This window comes from Paenibacillus donghaensis, assembly GCF_002192415.1.
Taxonomy (GTDB): Bacteria; Bacillota; Bacilli; order Paenibacillales; family Paenibacillaceae; genus Paenibacillus_AQ; species Paenibacillus_AQ donghaensis.
In genome coordinates this window covers 7381301-7398152 of sequence record NZ_CP021780.1, presented here as the reverse complement: position 1 = coordinate 7398152, position 16852 = coordinate 7381301, and the positions used below count along the sequence as shown (strand labels likewise).

The window sequence follows — 16852 nt, the reverse complement described above, 5'->3', positions numbered from 1 at the left end:
AGCGCTCAGCAGTGGTAAATTTGAGATTATAAGTGCACGAAATGCAGTTAGGGGTTATCGGTCACGGCGCAGGTGGTTAAATTGCCTGCTGAACTTTCATATAAAATCCACACAAACAAGAGCCCCTTGCTGCCGCAAGGAGCTCTTGTTTCACGTCCAGGCCCATAGGAAGCCGTCGCGGTCCCAGGCAATTCTGCCGCCATGCAGCTTGCGGAAGGCCTTCTTCACCTCTTTGGACAATGAGGCATTGCCGTTCTCATTCACAAATACAAACTCTTCTCCGAAGTTGGCCTTCACATATTCAATCGCAGCCGTCTGATACAATGTCCCGGTAAATTGAATCTCCTTGACCATCCATTCGGCTACCGCTTGTGCTGTTGCTTCCATTTGATGCAATCTCCTTTGCCGCCCTGTATTTAAGATTCTCTCATTATACTACAGGATAGCGCAGCAAAAAATAAATCATGCAGACTGGCTACAATCCGTGTGCTCCACTGTACATTAATGAACAGGTTCATCCTCATATCGAAGGGATGCGGACGGAGGCAGCTCCGGCAGACCCACTTTACTCATTGCCTCCGCAGGTGCAAGACCCAGGCAATGGCACATTAAAGGGGCCAGCCGCAGCTGGGGCAGCGCCTGAATCTCCTGCTCCGGTGACAGCACGTTCTCTCCGAACGTATACAGTGGCACCTGGCGTTCCGCAGGGGATACCCCGCCATGATAGCCGTTCGCATTCATCCCGTGATCCGCTGTAACCAGAACGGTGTAGCCCTGCTCCATCCACTGCGGTAGTACGGCAGCAAGCAGTCCGTCCGCTTTTCTTACCGCCAGCTCATATTCCTTGCTCTCCCCGCCGCTATGGTGCCCGGCATCATCGATGTTCATCGAATGGATGTAGAGAAAATGCGGATCAAAGGCATTCCGCAAATATTCCGCATCGGCAAACACATGGCTGTCCGGATAATGATCCTCGAAATAGAAGCTGCCATGCTGGATCGGCTTCAGCACATTATGCTGATGGCGGTCGGTGACCGGGTTGAACGGAGCCGTCCCGTACAGCTCACTGACCCAGTGATAGGCAGCGGCAGCTGTGCGCAGATTGGCAGCTACCGCCAGGTGAAAGACACTCTGCTCCCGGCTGGGCCGGACGATGTGATTCGCCGTAATACCATTCTTCGCAGCCGGAGTGCCGGTAAGCAGCACCTCATACAGCGGACGGGACAGGCTGGGCAGCTCCGACTGGACTCTATAGCAGGAGAAGAGGCCCTGCTCCACCAAATGCTCCATGTAACCCATATATTTGCGCGCCGCATCATACCGCAGTCCATCGAGCACCACCACAATGAGCTTGTTCGCCACTTCTGTGTCCGTCATCCAATAATCCCGCCTTTCGAGTATAAAATGTTGGCAGCCTTACATGCCTTCTTACTCCAGATGCAGCAGCTTGCCGGAATCGAGCGCAAGGGTAACCTGCTCTCCTTCCCTGAACCGCAGCCCTGTTCCATCATTCAGGGCATCTACCGTCAGTTGAATGCCTGACACTTCAACCGTGCAGCGGATAATGTTGCCTAACACGGATATCGTGTGGACCGTTGCATCCGGGACCAGCCTTGCTCCCGCTTCTCCGGTGTGGGCATCGCCTGTGCGCAGCAGCACCAGCGCTTCCGGGCGGATGGCATAGCTGCTTGAATTCCCATGAAGACCGGGAAACAACCGCTCTGCCTCCCGCCGCGCCAGCACGTTATAGCTGCCCATGAAACGGGCGGCGAACTCTGTGCGGGGCGCTGTGTACATTGTCTCCGGCGAGCCGTCCTGCACGATCCGGCCCTCATTCATCAGGCAGACGCGGTCCGACAGGATCAGTGCCTCCTCCTGATCATGGGTAACGAACAGCGTCGTCATATTCAGACGCTTCTGGATATTGCGGATTTCCGTACGCAGATTCTTGCGGATTCTGGCATCCAGCGCGCTGAGCGGCTCATCCAGCAGCAGCACCTTCGGTTCGACCGCAAGCGAACGGGCCAGCGCGACCCGCTGCTGCTGTCCGCCCGAGAGCGCATGCGGATAGGCATTCACTTTGGCCTCCAAATCAACGAGGGCCAGTAGCTCTTCGGTGCGGCTGCGCCGCACTGCCTTGGGCATTCCGCGCATCTTCATGCCGTATTCCACATTCTGAAAGACGGTCAGATTGGGGAACAGTGCATAAGACTGAAAGACCATGCCCACCTCCCTGCTCCGCGGCGGCAGCTTCGCCAGGTCGTTGTGCTCCAGCACAATTCTGCCGCTGTCCAGCCCGGTTAGTCCGGCGATACAGCGCAGCAGTGTGCTTTTGCCGCACCCGGAAGGGCCAAGCAGGGTGACCAGCTCTCCCTGCCGAATCTCAAGATCTATGCGGTCCAGCACAGCTGTCCCGCCGAAGCTCTTGTGCACACCCTCCAACTTCAAATAATCATTCATGATGCCCCCCTCTTCCCATCCTGCCGCCCAGCTTCATCAGCACCAGCGATACCAGCAGAATCAATACGAAGTAAGAAATCGCAATCGCACTGGCCAGATGTCCGCTCTCGCCAACACGTTTATACAGATAGACCTGGATGGTCTGGATATGCCCGCCAACCAGCATGTTGGTCAGCACGAACTCGCCGAAGAGTACCGAGAAGGACAATAGAGATGAGACGATAATTCCCGGCCAGATGTTCGGCAGAATCACATTCAGCAGGGCGGTCCGGCGACGCGCACCCAGCAGCTCGGCCGCATTCAGCAGCTCGGCCGCAGAGACAGTCAACAGACTGCTGCGGATTCCCTGATACATATAGGGCAGGATGACTACGAAATAAGCCCCAATCAGTAAGTAGGCAGTTCCGGCAATATCTAGCGGCCCGGAGGAATAGGTGCGAATCAGCCCGACAGCAGCCACAACACCCGGCACGGCGTAGGGAAGCACCACCAGGCTCTTCATGAAATTCTCCCAGCGCGGAAAATACACCGTAATCACAAACACCGCCGGAAGCATCACGGCTAGGCTAAGCCCCACGCTGATCAGGCATAGATACAGCGATGTCCACAGCGCTTCCAGAAAGCGCAGATCCCTGAACATTTCGGCGAACCACTGCAGCGTCCAGCTTCGCGGCAGCAGGGTGTTCTGCCAATCCTCTGCGAAGGCATACAGACCTGTTGCCAGCAGCGGCAGCAGCAGATAAACCATCAGGCCCAGCAGCAAAGCTCGTGGCATAAGTCCGGTTCTGCGCCGATTCATTGGCCCAGCTCCTCTCCGGCGGCAGGTGCAAGCCGCGTGCGTACAGCTCGGCGCTCCGCCGTTGGCTTGCCGGACCAGCCGCTGCCGAATCGCTGAGCCCGCCGGACCATCCGGTGGTTCAGGAATACGGCCAGCAGCGTAGTCAGGGCCAGCAGCACGGCCAGCGTGCTGCCCATCTGCGGCTGGGTGACCACATCGCCAGCCACCAGTGAGCCGATGCGCACAGCGAGCAGATTATAGTTGCCGCCAACCAGCGCGTACGCGGTTGCGTAAGCGCCCATCGCATTGGCGAACAGAATGCCCAGCGTGCCGAAGATCGCCGGAGCCAGCACCGGCAGACCGATAGTGCGCCAGAACTGCCAGCGTCCGGCGCCCAGCAGGGCGGCGGCTTCTCTCCACTGCTCCCTGATTCCGTAGAAGGAAGGATAGAGCAGCAGCAGAGCCAGCGGAACCTGGAAATAGACATAGACCAGAGTGAGGCCGGACCAGCTATATAGATTGAAGCTGGAGAAGACTTCCCAGCCCCATTGTTGAAACAACAGCGTGAAGATACCGTTGTTGCCCAGCAGAATAATATAAGCGAACGCCAGCGGAACACCGGCGAAGTTGGAGGTCATATTGGACAGCATCAGCAGGCGGTCACGCACAGCAGGCGTAAATCGGGTGATGCAATACGCGCAGATCAGCCCTACTGTCAGCCCCGCCAGGCTGGAGAACACCGAGATCAGCAGGCTGTTCTTGATCGCCTGCATATAATAGGCGCTCTGCAGCACCTCCCAATAGTTGCTCAGTGTGAAGACGGTCCCATCTGCCGAACGGAAGCTGCCGGAGAGCATGGACAGCACCGGAACAAGCTGAAACGCCAGCACCATAAGTGCCAGCGGAATCAGGGCCAGAATTAAATTGCGGTTTCTTGAATTCATTGCAGCAGCTCCGTTAGTTCAGATGTACAAGAACACGTTCCTGCCACTGCTGCGGGATGCTCTTGGCCGTTTCTTCCCATACCTTGTAATCGCCGACCGGCTTGGCATTCACATATTGATCAGCGGCCAGCAGTTTGGCAGCCACGTCGTCCGGAAGGATGACCGTATCCCGGATGGGGCGCGCATACCCTTTAGCGAGATTAATCTGTCCTTCATCACTCAGGATGTACTCGCGTGTAACCTTGGCGGCATTGGGATGCGGTGCCCACTTGTTGATAATTGTCGCATAGCCACTGACTACACTGCCCTCCTGCGGAATGGCTACATTGAAGCCATCCTTGCCAATCTGGTCTCTATAGTTCAGGGCGTTGAAGTCCCATAGCAGCGTTACTTCCACTTCCCCTTTCTCAATGTTGGCCAGCGAAGCCTCTGCATTGGAGAGACGTCCGTTCTTGGCCAGCTCCTCGAAGAAAGCCAGTCCTGGCTCCATATTCGATTCGTCGCCACCGAAGGCGATGGCCGCAGCCAGCACAGCCATCTGGGCCTGTGCCGCTTTGGTCACATCGCCGACAATGATTTTATAGCTGCCGCTCTTCAGATCTTCCCAGCTCTGAGGCGGATCGGCCACCAGCTTGGTGTTGGTCAGAAACGCGATGGTTCCCTGATAGCCAACCACCCAATGTCCATCCTCGTCCTTGGCCCAATCCGGGAGCTGCTCCCAATAAGCTGTCTTGTAGGGCTGAGTAACGCCTTGGGCTACGGCAACCGGACCAAAAGCGATGCCCACATCGCCAATATCCGCCGTCGGTTTATCCTTCTCCGCTTCAAACTTGGCAATCTCCTCCGCACTCGACATATCTGTATCTGTATGTGAAATTCCGTATTTGCCGGTTACATCGGCCCAGGTGTCCTTCCAGTTCGCCCAGGAATCCGGCATACCTACGCTGACTATATTTCCTTCTTCTTTCGCCAGAGTCTCGATTTCAGCAAACGGCAGGGCTTCCTCCGCAGCACTTCCGGCATTCTCATCCGCATTGGCCGAATTTCCACAAGCTGCAAGCAACAGGACGAGCAAGGACATAATCAGACTCAGTAACCATTGTTTTTTGATTCCGTTTTTCATGATTTCCCGTTCACTCCCATTTCCTTATTTGCGGGCTTCTGGTGACCCAAGCTGTGCTCTACCCTCCTGCAGTATAGAAGCCTACTATTTCCGCGAAATAAAACAGGATAGTAATTTATGTAAATGCCGGCGAATCTCATGACTCTTATTGGAGCGATTTCTGCCGAATAAGAGTCATGAGATTCGCAACGCCAAAAAAGGCTGTCCCAGCCTTGGGCGGATTGCGAAGGTTGGCTAACGAAGCAAATGCTTGGGCGAACTACTGGGTTTCTCAACCCCGAAACGCACTAGGAGAAACCAACGTGTGCGTGAGGTGCGTGAGGAGTGTGCGAAATACCTGCAATAATACATCTTTTCCAGCTACCAGCACCGCCACAGCTCAAATACCTGCGAAAGTACATCTTTATTCGGGATAATCCGTCTTTGGAGTAATATAAGTCTGAAATACCTGCACAATTGCAGGTATTCTTCTTGAAAGCCATAATTTTAGCTAAAAGCCTGCACTTTTGCAGGTTTGGTTACTTGGATCAGAGGAGACACGGAGCAGGATACCGCTCCAAGGGGCGGATTGCGAAGGTTGGCTAACAAAGCAAATGCTTGGGCGAACTACTGGGTTTCTCAACCCCGAAACGCACTAGGAGAAACCAACGTGTGCGCGAGGGACGTGAGGAGTGTGAGGAGTGTGAGGAGTGTGAGGAGTGTGCGAAATACCTGCAATAATACATCTTTTCCAGCTACCAGCACCGCCACAGCTCAAATACCTGCGAAAGTACATCTTTATTCGGGATAATCCGTCTTTGGAGTAATATAAGTCTGAAATACCTGCACAATCGCAGGTATTCTTCTTGAAAGCCATAATTGTTGCTAAAAGCCTGCATTTTTGCAGGTTTTGGTTACTTGGATCAGAGGAGACACGGAGCAGGATCCCGCTCCAAGGGGCGAATTGCGAAGGTTGGCTAACGAAGCAAATGCTTGGGTGAACTACTGGGTTTCTCATCCCCGAAACACACTAGGAGAACCAACGTGTGCGTGAGGTGCGTGAGGAGTGTGAGGAGTGTGCGAAATACCTGCAATAATACATCTTTTCCAGCTACCAGCACCGCCACAGCTCAAATACCTGCGAAAGTACATCTTTATTCGGGATAATCCGTCTTTGGAGTAATATAAGTCTGAAATACCTGCACAATCGCAGGTATTCCTCTTGAAAGCCATAATTATTGCTAAAAGCCTGCACTTTTGCAGGTTTGGTTACTTGGATCAGAGGAGACACGGAGCAGGATCCCGCTCCAAGGGGCGGATTGCGAAGGTTGGCTAACGAAGCAAATGCTTGGACGAACTACTGGGTTCTCATCCCCGAAACACACTAGGAGAAACCAACGTGTGCGCGAGGGGCGTGAGGAGTGTGCGAAATACCTGCAATAATACATCTTTTCCAGCTACCAGCACCGCCACAGCTCAAATACCTGCGAAAGTACATCTTTATTCGGGATAATCCGTCTTTGGAGTAATATAAGTCTGAAATACCTGCACAATCGCAGGTATTCTTCTTGAAAGCCATAATTGTTGCTAAAAGCCTGCACTTTTGCAGGTTTTGGTTACTTGGATCAGAGGAGACACGGAGCAGGATACCGCTCCAAGGGGCGGATTGCGAAGGTTGGCTAACGAAGCAAATGCTTGGGTGAACTACTGGGTTTCTCAACCCCGAAACGCACTAGGAGAACCAACGTGTGCGTGAGGAGTGTGAGGAGTGTGCGAAATACCTGCAATAATACATCTTTTCCAGCTACCAGCACCGCCACAGCTCAAATGCCTGCGAAAGTACATCTTTATTCGGGATAATCCGTCTTTGGAGTAATATAAGTCTGAAATACCTGCACAATTGCAGGTATTCTTCTTGAAAGCCATAATTGTTGCTAAAAGCCTGCACTTTTGCAGGTTTTGGTTACTTGGATCAGAGGAGACACGGAGCAGGATCCCGCTCCAAGGGGCGGATTGCGAAGGTTGGCTAACGAGGCGGGCGGTTCAATCCTACATTAACAACAGCTTTCTTTCAGCTGCCGACTGTCTTTTGCCTGCTGATTGCTTTGAGCGTGTCTTCAAACTCAAATCTTAGGAGGACAATCACAGACTGAGCGGCATTTGATCGGGAGTTTCTCTCTATCATCGCCGCTTCAGTAGCCCTGTCCTTCCGTATATCGGGTTTGAAGACACCTCCTAGGATAAATTAATAATATACGTAGTCGACTTATACACATTATCCTTAAGTTCCCCGGTTGGAATCATCAGCTTCTTGCCGGAGGGACTCCACTGGAGCTGATCGGATACATCGTTGTTGCCCAGTACCTCCGTCTGCTCTCCCGTCTCCAGCTCCATAATGAAGAAACGGTATTGGTCGCCGTTCTCGGACACCGCATAGGCCAGCTTGCTGCCGTCCGGGGACCAGTTCGTCCCGAATACCTGCATGCCTGATGCCACGGTCGACAGCGTCTTGCCTTCAGCATCGCTGAGCAGCAGCTCCACCTTCCCCGGGCCGATCCGCTTGTGCAGTGCCAGCCGGCTTCCGTCCGGCGACGGAAGAACCGAGGTAACGTTCTCGGACAGCATCGCAGTTGTCTTGGTATCGCCATCCCAGGCAAACAGCTGCTGACCCGCTTCCCCGCCTACGATGTAATAGATCACATTACCCGATTGCACCGCTCCCTGTGCCCGCGCGCCTTCCACTTGAAGGATGGCCTCACTGGCCCCTTTCAGATCGGCTCTCTTCACAGCACCTTCCATATCCGAATAGATCACATGGGCATCATCCGCCCACACTCCTTCATCCATCATGAACTCCTTATCGTCAAGCTTTACCGATTGGCCGGAAGCCATATCCATAATGTAGCCCATTCCGGTGGACTCATACAGCTCCATATAGAACATATGCCGCTTGTCCGGGGAGAACTGTGCTGATCCGTAGGTATGATCTCCCTCCACTAGTGCACTCTGCGAAGCGGAAGCCAGCTCATACCGGTAGAGATTACGCGGATAACGCGCCTCCCCTTCTATGGTCTCCGGGTTCAGCTGACGGTTCTCTCTACTCACTACAAGCGTATCTTCATCTATCCAGTCCATTCCCCGCAGCTCATCGATCCGGTCGATCCGTTCCAGCTTAAGACTGGTATACACCGATTCAGCTGTGTTATCCAGGACCGTGATGGCAGTGCCGTCCTTCTGCACGACCTGGCGGGCTTCCGTATCTTTCGTACCGCAGCCGCTGATTAGCAGCACCACCAGTCCCAGGGCAATCCATGCCGTGGCGCTGTATATGCCTGTTGTACTTATCTTCATAGGGATTCCTCCTGCTGATTGATCCAGTTGCCGACTCTCCTCAGGCTGCTGCTGCTTGTGCTTGGAGAATAACAGAGAATGATCTCCAGAACATTGCCGCATGTTTCCAAGTTGTAAATTATACACTCACTTCTTCAAGGAATGGCCGGAAAAGACAGCTCAAAGGCCGTCCCTTCCTCCTCCGTCTCCAGCAGCGTGATGCTGCCCCCATGCTTCTCCACCAGATTGTGCACAAGCGACAACCCCAGGCCGGTCCCGCCCGACTGGCGGGACCGGTCACGGTTGACGGTATAGAAGGGCTCGAAGATTCTGTCCCTGGCTTCGCCGGGGATCCCGATTCCCGAATCCGAAATCTCAATTCGGACTACTCCACCGCCGGTCATGGTCCGTACATGAATAGTACCCTGCGGCACATTGTATTTGATCGCATTATCCAGCAGATTAATCACAATATGCTCCAGGCTCTCCCGGTCGACCCAGATGTACCCGGGCTGAGTATCGATCGTCATGGTGATTCCGAAGCGTTCGGCCTTGCCCTTCATCCGCCCGCAGATTTCCCGGATGCCTGCTGCCACCTCTACCCGCTCAGCCTGGGACTCGAAATCATACCGTTCAAGGGCGGTCAGCTGCAGCACCTTCTCGACCATCTCATAGAGGCGCTGCGTTTCTTTGGCGATGTTGACCTTGGCATCGAACAGCAGCTTGGGGTCATCGTCATACATATTCAGCAGATCCACATACGCCTTGATGGACGTCAGCGGTGTCTTGAATTCATGGCTGATATTGCCGATGTACTGCTTCTGCTGCTGCTCCAGCGCCTGGAGCTTCTGCACGGCCAGTTCAAGCTTGCGCTGCTCCTCGTCTTTGGCGGCAATGCTGCCCTCAATCTCCCGGCTCATGTAATAAATGCCCTCCGCCAGCTCGCCCAGCTCGTCCTTGCGCTTCAAGGGAGGCGCAGGAAGGTAATCCGCCTGGCGGATCGCCGCTGCTGCCGCTTTCAGCCGTGCAATCCCTGAGACGGCACGGTTGAAATACAGGTAGCCGATGATGAAACTGAAGATCACCACACCGATGCCCGTGTTGATGAACAACTGCTGCAGCGTCTTCAGGAAGCTCTGCTCGCTTGCCAGCGAATAGCTCAGCTCCACTACGCCCATCTGCCCATCCGGTCCTTGCAGCGGGGCCAGATAGAGCAGCGATTCGCCGGTACTTTGATAGGCAATTTTGTTCTGCAGCGCGTAGGTAAGCGGGCTGCCGCCCTGCTGTGGTTCTGCTGCCGCCGCTTGCTGTATCGATGAACCGACCTTGGAACCCAACATATCATACAGCGTTACCGCAAGACCGGTGAACCCGGCCAGCTCCGCCGCCAGCCCCCGGCCCCGCTGCTGCATGAAGGTCTGCGGCGCAAGCCGTGTCCCTGTATAGTAAGTCTGCTTCACACGCAGGTTCACAGTGTTAACGTGCTGGGCCAGATAAGTCTCGATCTGGGCCTGCTGATTCCGTTCCACGCCATGCAGCACCACATAACTCAGCAGCGTAACGGCCAGAATCAGCAGGACGGCCAGAAACAAACTGAATTTCAGCCTGATGCTGACTCTCATATCCCGTTCCCTGCCGGCACAGCCTTATAGCCTACACCGTAAACGGTCTGCAGCATATGCTGGTAGGGTTCACCCAGCTTTTTGCGCAGACGCTGGATATGAATGTCCACGGTTCTGGTGCCCCCTGCGTAATCCATCTCCCATACCTGCTCCAGCAGTTCCTCGCGCATATAGACGCGCTGCGGATGCGAGAGCAGCAGGAGCAGCAGATCGAACTCCTTCGGCGTGAATTCCAGCGGTTTCCCCTCCAACAGGACACTGCGGCGTTCCGGGTGGATCTGCAGGCCGCCATATTCGATCAGCTCCGGCTTGCTTTCGCCCGCGCTTTTATCCAGCCTACGCAGCAGCGCCTTCACCCGGGCCAGCAGCTCGCGGATTTCAAACGGCTTGGTCATATAATCGTCTGCGCCAAGCTCCAGCCCTACGATTTTATCAACAATATCATTCTTGACGGTCAGCAGGATAATACCGATATCATCACGGTTCTCCAGCTTGCGGCAGACATCGTATCCACTGAGCTTCGGCATCATTACATCCAGTACCAGCGCATCCGGCCTGAAGGAGCGTACTCTTTCCAGCGCCTCTTCCCCGTCCCTGGCCGTTTCCACTTCATAGCCTTCACGCCGCAGCGCATAGGCAATCGCATGGACAATACCCGGCTCGTCATCCACTACAAGAATTTTTTTGCCCATTCCTGCTTCACCTTTTCTCTTGTGGTTTATTTTAGTATAGCCTTATTTGGAATTCCGCCCTCAGTCTTTAGGTTATCTTAAAGTAGAATTAAGGTTGCTATCAGGTTTGTGCTTTACACTGAACTTAAGCTAGAGCTTGAATACTAACAATAATACATGAACCTGGAAGAATAAATATAACAAGAAGAGGGAGATTACATATGAATATCAAACGAGTGATGGTTGTCGGAACCATGATTGTAGCGATATCTTTCGGAGGAATCAACTGGAACAAAACAACGGTAAACGCCATGCCTGTGGCCAAATGGTCGTCTACCGGAGTGGCCGATAAGGATGAACTGCTGGATGCCTTGAATCAGGAATCTGAGGAGGAGCTGTACGCAGCGCTGTATGACGGCAAATCGCTGAAGGAGATTGCAGCGGCCAAGAACGGCGATCTTGAACGTGTCATTAATCTCCAGATCGCTGAACTGACCCGGCAGCTGGACCAGCGCCTTGCCAGCGGCAGTATCAGCAGTCTGCAGTATTCCGCACAACGGGCCGAGCTGAAGGAACTGGTCACGGAGAGCGCTTTGGCCACCTACGGCTAAACTCCCTGCATAATCGCAATTATTCCACACACTCATATACAACGCAGCAAATAGAAACGGCTTCGCCTTCCTCTGCAAAGCGTATGCTTCCGAAGCAGCGATACTACGTATCGCTTTCAGGCATCCGTTTCTGTGAGAAACTTATCATCAAGTGAAAACGGATTCCCCGTCCTTTTAAAAGGACGGGGACGTTTCAGCGAGAAAAGAAGGATAAAGGATAGTGGAAAACATATACTTTCTTATATTTTCAAAAAACAGCAAGCCACCGGAGACCCGGTGGCTTGCTGTTTCATTATCAGGAGACTGGGCTATAGCTTATTGTCGCGGTTAATCTCGAGAATATCCAGGAAAAAGACGAAGATCGGAATCCCCAGAATCAAACCCCAGACGCCCAGATAATGCTCGGAGAACAGCAGCACGATAAAGGTATAGAACATGGGCAGATTCATCTTGGAGGACATCAGCTTCGGATTAAGCAGATAACCTTCAATAACATGCAGCACGGCAATCATCACCAGCACGTAGACAACCATCATCAGGCCGCCCTGGTTATAGCCGATAATGCACAGCGGAATCAAGGAAATGACGAATCCGACCACCGGGATCAGACTGAGCATAAAGATCATAATGGAGAGTGCGATCAGATACGGGAAGTTAAGGAACCAGAGTCCAATCACGGTGAAGAAGGTATTGAACAGCGCAATTAGGATCTGGGCTTCGATGACCTTGCCGAAGGAGGCGATGAATTTGCGACCGAAATACTCCAGCTCTACGTAGAACCAGGAAATCTTACTGTCGCGAAGGCGCGAGGTGAAGCTCACAATCCGGTTCTTCTCCAAGATAAACACGAAGCTAAGGATGGTGGCCAGGGCGAAGCTGGTTCCCCAGTTGCTGATCTTCAGTCCATATTCCAGTCCCTGGTTCAGATAGGATTGGTAATTGAGATCCTTGACCATGCTGAACAAATATTGAACAATTTCATTCTTCGGAATGTCATCCTCCGTTAAATTACTCAGAAAGAAGACCAACTGCTTAATCTGGAGATATACCTTGGGTAAATATTGAACCAGTGATGAGATGATCAGGGCCAGCAGAGCCACGTACAGAATGACGATAATAACTTTGCTGTTCACCTTAACGTATTTGCCGATCCGTTTGGACAACAGCACTTGAAAGCTGTTCATGACATAAGCAATCAGAAACGTCAGCAGCACCAGATTAAGCATATCTCTGATACTGTACAGCAGCAGGGCGACGAGCGCCAGAATCAAAAAGCGCCGGACCGTTAAATTCGCAAAATAACGCTTAAACACTTCCATTGTTCCTCTCCATTCGCTTGCAATTAGGGCTTTAATTATAGTCTACAGTAACGAATTCAAATATAGCAACCAAAGTCACCTTATTGATGCAAAAATAAACGAATCCTGTCAGCTTTTATAGTTGAAAATAGTCACCTTCCTGAAGCCCGTCCACAAACTTCTGCAGCCAGTCATAATACTTCACCGCATGCTGCAGCTTCTCCAGATCCCGCAAACAGTACATGCGTTCTTCCTCCGGGGTATCGGCCGCTTCGCTCAGCTCCTGCAGTTCGGCCATCACCGAGCCCAACGCCTCCTTCATCACATCAATCTCACGCTGCAGCTTCAGGCTGAAGAAATTACGAAACGCCTCGAAGAAGTCCGTTTCTACAGCATACAGCTCCTTGCGCTCACGTTTCTTGGGAAGCTTGGTCACCATTTTGGAGGCCATCAGCGAACGGACACCGTAGCTCATATTGCTTTTGCTCATATTCATCAGATTCTTCATTTCCTCCAGCGTCATCGGCCGGTCCTCAAAAAACATAATTCCATATAACTGTCCGAACGAATAGTTGGCTCCATAGAGGTCCATTGTTTGAGCAATGGCATCAATCATCGGCCGCAGCAGCTGCTCCCGCCGGGACAAGTCCCGATTATCTTCGCCAAAAACCTCCTGCTTCACCCTCTGCACCTTCCTTTCCTTAAATTTTACACAATTACTTACGGATATTTACGTGCTTTTGACCATAAGGCTTCAGGATGAGTGTACAATTTTTTTTGAACAGAGAAGCTTTCATCAGCATTATAACGCAAAACTGAGAAGAAGAAATGGGGGTTTCACAGAATAATGACACGTTCGAAAGGGATGGGCAGTCTAAAGCCGGTGCTCTTCACCTTACCTGCGATGATTCCGTTTGCTGTATTCTGGCTTGCACCTTTGCTCTATGTATTCTATTTAAGCTTCACGGAATGGGATTTCATGAATCCGGAGAAAACCTTCGTCGGCTTCAGCAACTACACCGATTTGCTCAGTAATCCGGCCTTCTATAAAGCGCTGAGGGTTACCTTGCTGTTCTGCGCCGGCAGCGTAATTCCGGTCATCCTGATCGGTCTCTGCCTGGCCCTGCTAATGAATGTGAGACTCAAAGGCTCGGCGCTGTACCAGGTACTGCTGTTCTCCCCGTGGGTTACGCCGACCGTGGCCGTCTCCATCGTCTGGTCGTGGATTTATGAACCTGAGGTGGGACTGGCCAATACCGTGCTGTCTTGGGTCGGGCTTGCGCCGATCGGCTGGTTGCAGGACCCCAAATGGGCGCTGGTCGGCGTTCTGCTTGTGACGGTGTGGAAATCGGTAGGCTGGGCCATGATCTTCTATCTGGTGGCGCTGCGCAACGTACCTTCTGATCTGCTGGAGGCAGCCGGGCTGGATGGAGCCAACCCTTGGCAGAAGTTCATCCGGGTTACGCTGCCGCTGATCTCCCCGACCACACTGTTCCTGTTCATAGTGCAGGTCATTGGCGCGCTTCAGGCGTATGACCAGATCAATGTGCTTACCCAGGGAGGGCCTTCCGGGTCCACACGCACCCTGCTCTATATGTATTATCAATCAGCCTTCGAATCGTTTCAGATTGGCGAAGCCTCCAGCGTTGCCATGATTCTCGTCTGCGGCTGTATGCTGCTGTCGCTGCTCTCGCTGGAGGTCAGCAGACGGACAAGCCACTACTAGGAAGAACTCTTATATTGATGCAAAATCACGAAATGGAGGACTCTGGATGCTCGTTCTCAGACAATTTGGCAAAGTGGCCCGCCCGCTTTTTTTTGCCGCTCTGGCGCTGCTCATGGCCTTCCCTTTCTATTGGATGGTCACCAGCGCACTCAAAACCAATGATGAAATCTGGCAATCCCCGCCCACTCTGTGGCCGCAGGACCCGCTGTGGGGCAATTTCGCCGCCGCCTGGAATGAAGCACCGTTCTTCCGGTACATGGGCAACAGCATCTTTGTCGCCGGTTCCATTGTGCTGCTCCAGGTGATCAACTCCGGGATGATGGCCTACGCGCTTACCCATATGAAATTCCGCCTGAAGGGTCTATTCGCCGGCATTATCCTGTTCGGCTATATGGTTCCGGCCACAGCAGTCTATCTGCCGGGTTATCTCGTTCTCTCTGAGCTGCATCTGCTGGATTCATATGCCGGGCTGATTCTGTCGAACTGTGTGAGTGTATTCTCGATATTTCTGATCCGTCAGGCGTTTATCCAGGTGCCTCATGAGCTTGTCGAAGCCGGAGAAGCCGACGGAGCTTCCCATATGCGGATTCTCTGGACCCTGCTGGTGCCGGTTACACGGTCTTCGTTCGCCGTGCTGGCCTTGATTACCTTCATTGACCAGTACAACAACTATTTCTGGCCGATGCTGATCACCAAAGATCCCAACCTGCAGCTGGTGTCTGCCGGACTGCGCAGCTTCTTCGTTGAAGGAGGTGCCTACGGCCTGAAGTGGCCGCTGATTATGGCCGCCAGCGCCTTCACCATCGCTCCACTGCTGCTTGTGTTCGCCATCGCCCAGAAGACCATTATGCAAAGTGTCAACATGACTGCCGGTTCCAGCAAAGGATGATCCGGCCCATGCAGCAACTGCTCTGCACTATTATGATTCCAAAGGAGAATGATCATGACCTTATCCAAGAAGCTTACGGCCCTGCCCTTGATTGCAGCCTTCACCCTGCTTACTGCCTGCGGAGATAATTCAGCCGGAGGCAATGTTACAGCCGCTAACAGCCCGGCGGAGACCAGCGGTTCTGCGGTTGCCGCAGACAGCACTGCAACCCCCAAAGATCCGGTAACCATTGAATTCTGGTATGGACTCGGCGGCAAGCTGGGAGAGAACATGGATGTGCTGATCCAGAAGTTCAATGCCTCGCAGCAGGAGGTCATTGTCAAAGGCATCGTCCAGGCTGACTATACGGAAACCGAGCAGAAGCTTCAGGCAGCCATCGCCACCGGAAAAGTTCCTGCCGCCGTGCTGTCCTCCAATGTAGATTGGGCCAAAAAAGGTTATTTCGCCCCTGTCGACACGCTAATTGAACAGCAGGCAGATTTCAACCGTGACGATTTCGTCCAGACCTTCCTGAGTCAGGGCCAGGTGGACGGGAAGCAATATTTCCTTCCGATGTACGGAACTACGCAGGTGATGTATTACCGCAAGGACGCTATGGAGAAGAATGGTATTGATCCGGCGAGTCTGAAGACCTGGGAGGATCTGGCGGCAGCAGCTGCCCAAATGACGGTCAAGGAAGGCGGCAAAACAACCGTCTACGGCTGGGAGCCGATGTGGGGCTCCGGCAACATGATCGATGCCACCCTGAGCAAAGGCGGCAGCATTCTCAGCGAAGACGGCAGCCAGGTGCTGATCGACTCGCCGGAATGGATCGAAACCTGGGAATCCTTCCGCAAATGGATTCACGAGGATCAGATTATGCGGATTCATTCCGGCGGTCAGGGCTGGGAATATTGGTACAAAACGATCGATGATGTGATGAAAGGCCAGGCCGCAGGGTATACCGGCTCCAGCGGCGACCAGGGAGACCTGGACTTCAGCATCGTGTCGGCTATGGAACAGCCGGGCTGGGCAGGTGTCGGCGAAGGCAAGCCGGTAGCGCAGGCGATTATGGCCGGTATTCCGGCCAAGGCAAGTGAAGCCGAGCAGCAGGCGGCGATGAAATGGCTGAGCTATTTCACCAATACCGAGAACACAGCCTTCTGGTCGATGAATACCGGCTACATCGCTGTCCGCCAATCGGCACTGGAAGATCCTGCATTTGTTACGTTCAGTGAGAGCAATCCACAGAGCATGATCCCGCTGAAGCAGGCTGCCCATGGCTCCGAGCCATTCCAGGACCCTACCGGCGGCAAGATCAATGACGCTCTGACCATCGCGGCAGACAAGGTGCAGATTGAGAATATTCCAGCGGCGGAAGCGTTGAAGGAAGCGCAGGAAACTGCACAAGCTGCTCTGGACAAAATCAAGAAGTAAGCCTG

15 protein-coding genes are annotated in these 16852 nt (G+C 53.2%); 4 read left to right on the top strand and 11 right to left on the bottom strand.

Annotated elements, in window-relative coordinates; all coding sequences use genetic code 11:
* Positions 1 to 150 precede the first annotated feature (150 nt).
* The 9 genes from B9T62_RS33525 to B9T62_RS33485 all read right to left on the bottom strand — a co-directional run bounded on the left by B9T62_RS33525 (position 151) and on the right by B9T62_RS33485 (position 10928).
* The gene (locus B9T62_RS33525; protein ID WP_087919209.1) at positions 151 to 387 is read right to left on the bottom strand and encodes a DUF6953 family protein; all 237 of its coding nucleotides are present in this window, start codon (positions 385 to 387) and stop codon (positions 151 to 153) included.
* A 114-nt stretch (positions 388 to 501) separates the two neighbouring features.
* Positions 502 to 1377: an alkaline phosphatase family protein gene (locus B9T62_RS33520; protein WP_087919208.1), complete on the bottom strand. Its 876-nt coding sequence runs from the start codon at positions 1375 to 1377 to the stop codon at positions 502 to 504.
* 51 nt (positions 1378 to 1428) lie between these two features.
* Positions 1429 to 2460 carry an ABC transporter ATP-binding protein gene (locus B9T62_RS33515; protein WP_087919207.1) on the bottom strand — a complete coding sequence of 344 codons (1032 nt, stop codon included), beginning with the start codon at positions 2458 to 2460 and terminating at the stop codon, positions 1429 to 1431.
* Positions 2453 to 3259: an ABC transporter permease gene (locus B9T62_RS33510; protein WP_087919206.1), complete on the bottom strand. Its 807-nt coding sequence runs from the start codon at positions 3257 to 3259 to the stop codon at positions 2453 to 2455. Before B9T62_RS33510 ends, B9T62_RS33515 begins: the two co-directional genes overlap by 8 nt.
* Positions 3256 to 4182, bottom strand: a complete 927-nt coding sequence (locus B9T62_RS33505) for an ABC transporter permease (protein WP_087919205.1) — start codon at positions 4180 to 4182, stop codon at positions 3256 to 3258. The genes B9T62_RS33510 and B9T62_RS33505 overlap by 4 nt, the downstream gene beginning before the upstream one ends.
* 13 nt (positions 4183 to 4195) lie before the next feature.
* Complete coding sequence (locus tag B9T62_RS33500) at positions 4196 to 5305, bottom strand: ABC transporter substrate-binding protein (protein WP_087919204.1); 1110 nt, start codon at positions 5303 to 5305, stop codon at positions 4196 to 4198.
* Between the two features lie 2214 nt (positions 5306 to 7519).
* Positions 7520 to 8635 carry a hypothetical protein gene (locus tag B9T62_RS33495; protein ID WP_087919203.1) on the bottom strand — a complete coding sequence of 372 codons (1116 nt, stop codon included), beginning with the start codon at positions 8633 to 8635 and terminating at the stop codon, positions 7520 to 7522.
* A 134-nt stretch (positions 8636 to 8769) separates the two neighbouring features.
* Positions 8770 to 10236 carry a sensor histidine kinase gene (locus B9T62_RS33490; RefSeq protein ID WP_087919202.1) on the bottom strand — a complete coding sequence of 489 codons (1467 nt, stop codon included), beginning with the start codon at positions 10234 to 10236 and terminating at the stop codon, positions 8770 to 8772.
* On the bottom strand, positions 10233 to 10928 hold the full coding sequence (locus B9T62_RS33485) for a response regulator transcription factor (protein WP_087919201.1): 696 nt from the start codon (positions 10926 to 10928) through the stop codon (positions 10233 to 10235). Before B9T62_RS33485 ends, B9T62_RS33490 begins: the two co-directional genes overlap by 4 nt.
* Before the next feature lie 200 nt (positions 10929 to 11128).
* On the opposite strand from B9T62_RS33485, the gene B9T62_RS33480 reads away from it, so the two are divergent.
* Positions 11129 to 11518, top strand: a complete 390-nt coding sequence (locus B9T62_RS33480; RefSeq protein ID WP_087919200.1) for a hypothetical protein — start codon at positions 11129 to 11131, stop codon at positions 11516 to 11518.
* 308 nt (positions 11519 to 11826) lie between these two features.
* Here the strand turns inward: B9T62_RS33480 and B9T62_RS33475 are convergent, their stop codons facing one another.
* Together B9T62_RS33475 and B9T62_RS33470 are read right to left on the bottom strand one after the other, a co-directional pair.
* Complete coding sequence (locus tag B9T62_RS33475) at positions 11827 to 12837, bottom strand: AI-2E family transporter (protein WP_087919199.1); 1011 nt, start codon at positions 12835 to 12837, stop codon at positions 11827 to 11829.
* Positions 12838 to 12952: 115 nt separating this feature from the next.
* The gene (locus tag B9T62_RS33470; RefSeq protein WP_087919198.1) at positions 12953 to 13498 is read right to left on the bottom strand and encodes a GbsR/MarR family transcriptional regulator; all 546 of its coding nucleotides are present in this window, start codon (positions 13496 to 13498) and stop codon (positions 12953 to 12955) included.
* Between the two features lie 165 nt (positions 13499 to 13663).
* On the opposite strand from B9T62_RS33470, the gene B9T62_RS33465 reads away from it, so the two are divergent.
* Genes B9T62_RS33465 through B9T62_RS33455 form a run of 3 tightly spaced genes read left to right on the top strand, consistent with a single transcriptional unit; the run spans position 13664 to position 16847 of the window.
* The gene (locus B9T62_RS33465; RefSeq protein WP_087919197.1) at positions 13664 to 14542 is read left to right on the top strand and encodes a carbohydrate ABC transporter permease; all 879 of its coding nucleotides are present in this window, start codon (positions 13664 to 13666) and stop codon (positions 14540 to 14542) included.
* Positions 14543 to 14588: 46 nt separating this feature from the next.
* The gene (locus tag B9T62_RS33460; protein ID WP_087919196.1) at positions 14589 to 15431 is read left to right on the top strand and encodes a carbohydrate ABC transporter permease; all 843 of its coding nucleotides are present in this window, start codon (positions 14589 to 14591) and stop codon (positions 15429 to 15431) included.
* Between the two features lie 54 nt (positions 15432 to 15485).
* A complete protein-coding gene (locus B9T62_RS33455; RefSeq protein WP_087919195.1) occupies positions 15486 to 16847 on the top strand; it encodes an ABC transporter substrate-binding protein in 1362 nt (453 codons plus the stop codon).
* Positions 16848 to 16852 lie beyond the last annotated feature (5 nt).

Excerpts from the sequence above, each read along its gene's own strand:
- B9T62_RS33525 (WP_087919209.1), bottom strand. The coding sequence starts at position 387 with ATGGAAGCAACAGCACAAGCGGTAGCCGAATGGATGGTCAAGGAGATT.
- B9T62_RS33520 (WP_087919208.1), bottom strand. The coding sequence starts at position 1,377 with ATGACGGACACAGAAGTGGCGAACAAGCTCATTGTGGTGGTGCTCGAT.
- B9T62_RS33515 (WP_087919207.1), bottom strand. The coding sequence starts at position 2,460 with ATGAATGATTATTTGAAGTTGGAGGGTGTGCACAAGAGCTTCGGCGGG.
- B9T62_RS33510 (WP_087919206.1), bottom strand. The coding sequence starts at position 3,259 with ATGAATCGGCGCAGAACCGGACTTATGCCACGAGCTTTGCTGCTGGGC.
- B9T62_RS33505 (WP_087919205.1), bottom strand. The coding sequence starts at position 4,182 with ATGAATTCAAGAAACCGCAATTTAATTCTGGCCCTGATTCCGCTGGCA.
- B9T62_RS33500 (WP_087919204.1), bottom strand. The coding sequence starts at position 5,305 with ATGAAAAACGGAATCAAAAAACAATGGTTACTGAGTCTGATTATGTCC.
- B9T62_RS33495 (WP_087919203.1), bottom strand. The coding sequence starts at position 8,635 with ATGAAGATAAGTACAACAGGCATATACAGCGCCACGGCATGGATTGCC.
- B9T62_RS33490 (WP_087919202.1), bottom strand. The coding sequence starts at position 10,236 with ATGAGAGTCAGCATCAGGCTGAAATTCAGTTTGTTTCTGGCCGTCCTG.
- B9T62_RS33485 (WP_087919201.1), bottom strand. The coding sequence starts at position 10,928 with ATGGGCAAAAAAATTCTTGTAGTGGATGACGAGCCGGGTATTGTCCAT.
- B9T62_RS33480 (WP_087919200.1), top strand. The coding sequence starts at position 11,129 with ATGAATATCAAACGAGTGATGGTTGTCGGAACCATGATTGTAGCGATA.
- B9T62_RS33475 (WP_087919199.1), bottom strand. The coding sequence starts at position 12,837 with ATGGAAGTGTTTAAGCGTTATTTTGCGAATTTAACGGTCCGGCGCTTT.
- B9T62_RS33465 (WP_087919197.1), top strand. The coding sequence starts at position 13,664 with ATGACACGTTCGAAAGGGATGGGCAGTCTAAAGCCGGTGCTCTTCACC.
- B9T62_RS33460 (WP_087919196.1), top strand. The coding sequence starts at position 14,589 with ATGCTCGTTCTCAGACAATTTGGCAAAGTGGCCCGCCCGCTTTTTTTT.
- B9T62_RS33455 (WP_087919195.1), top strand. The coding sequence starts at position 15,486 with ATGACCTTATCCAAGAAGCTTACGGCCCTGCCCTTGATTGCAGCCTTC.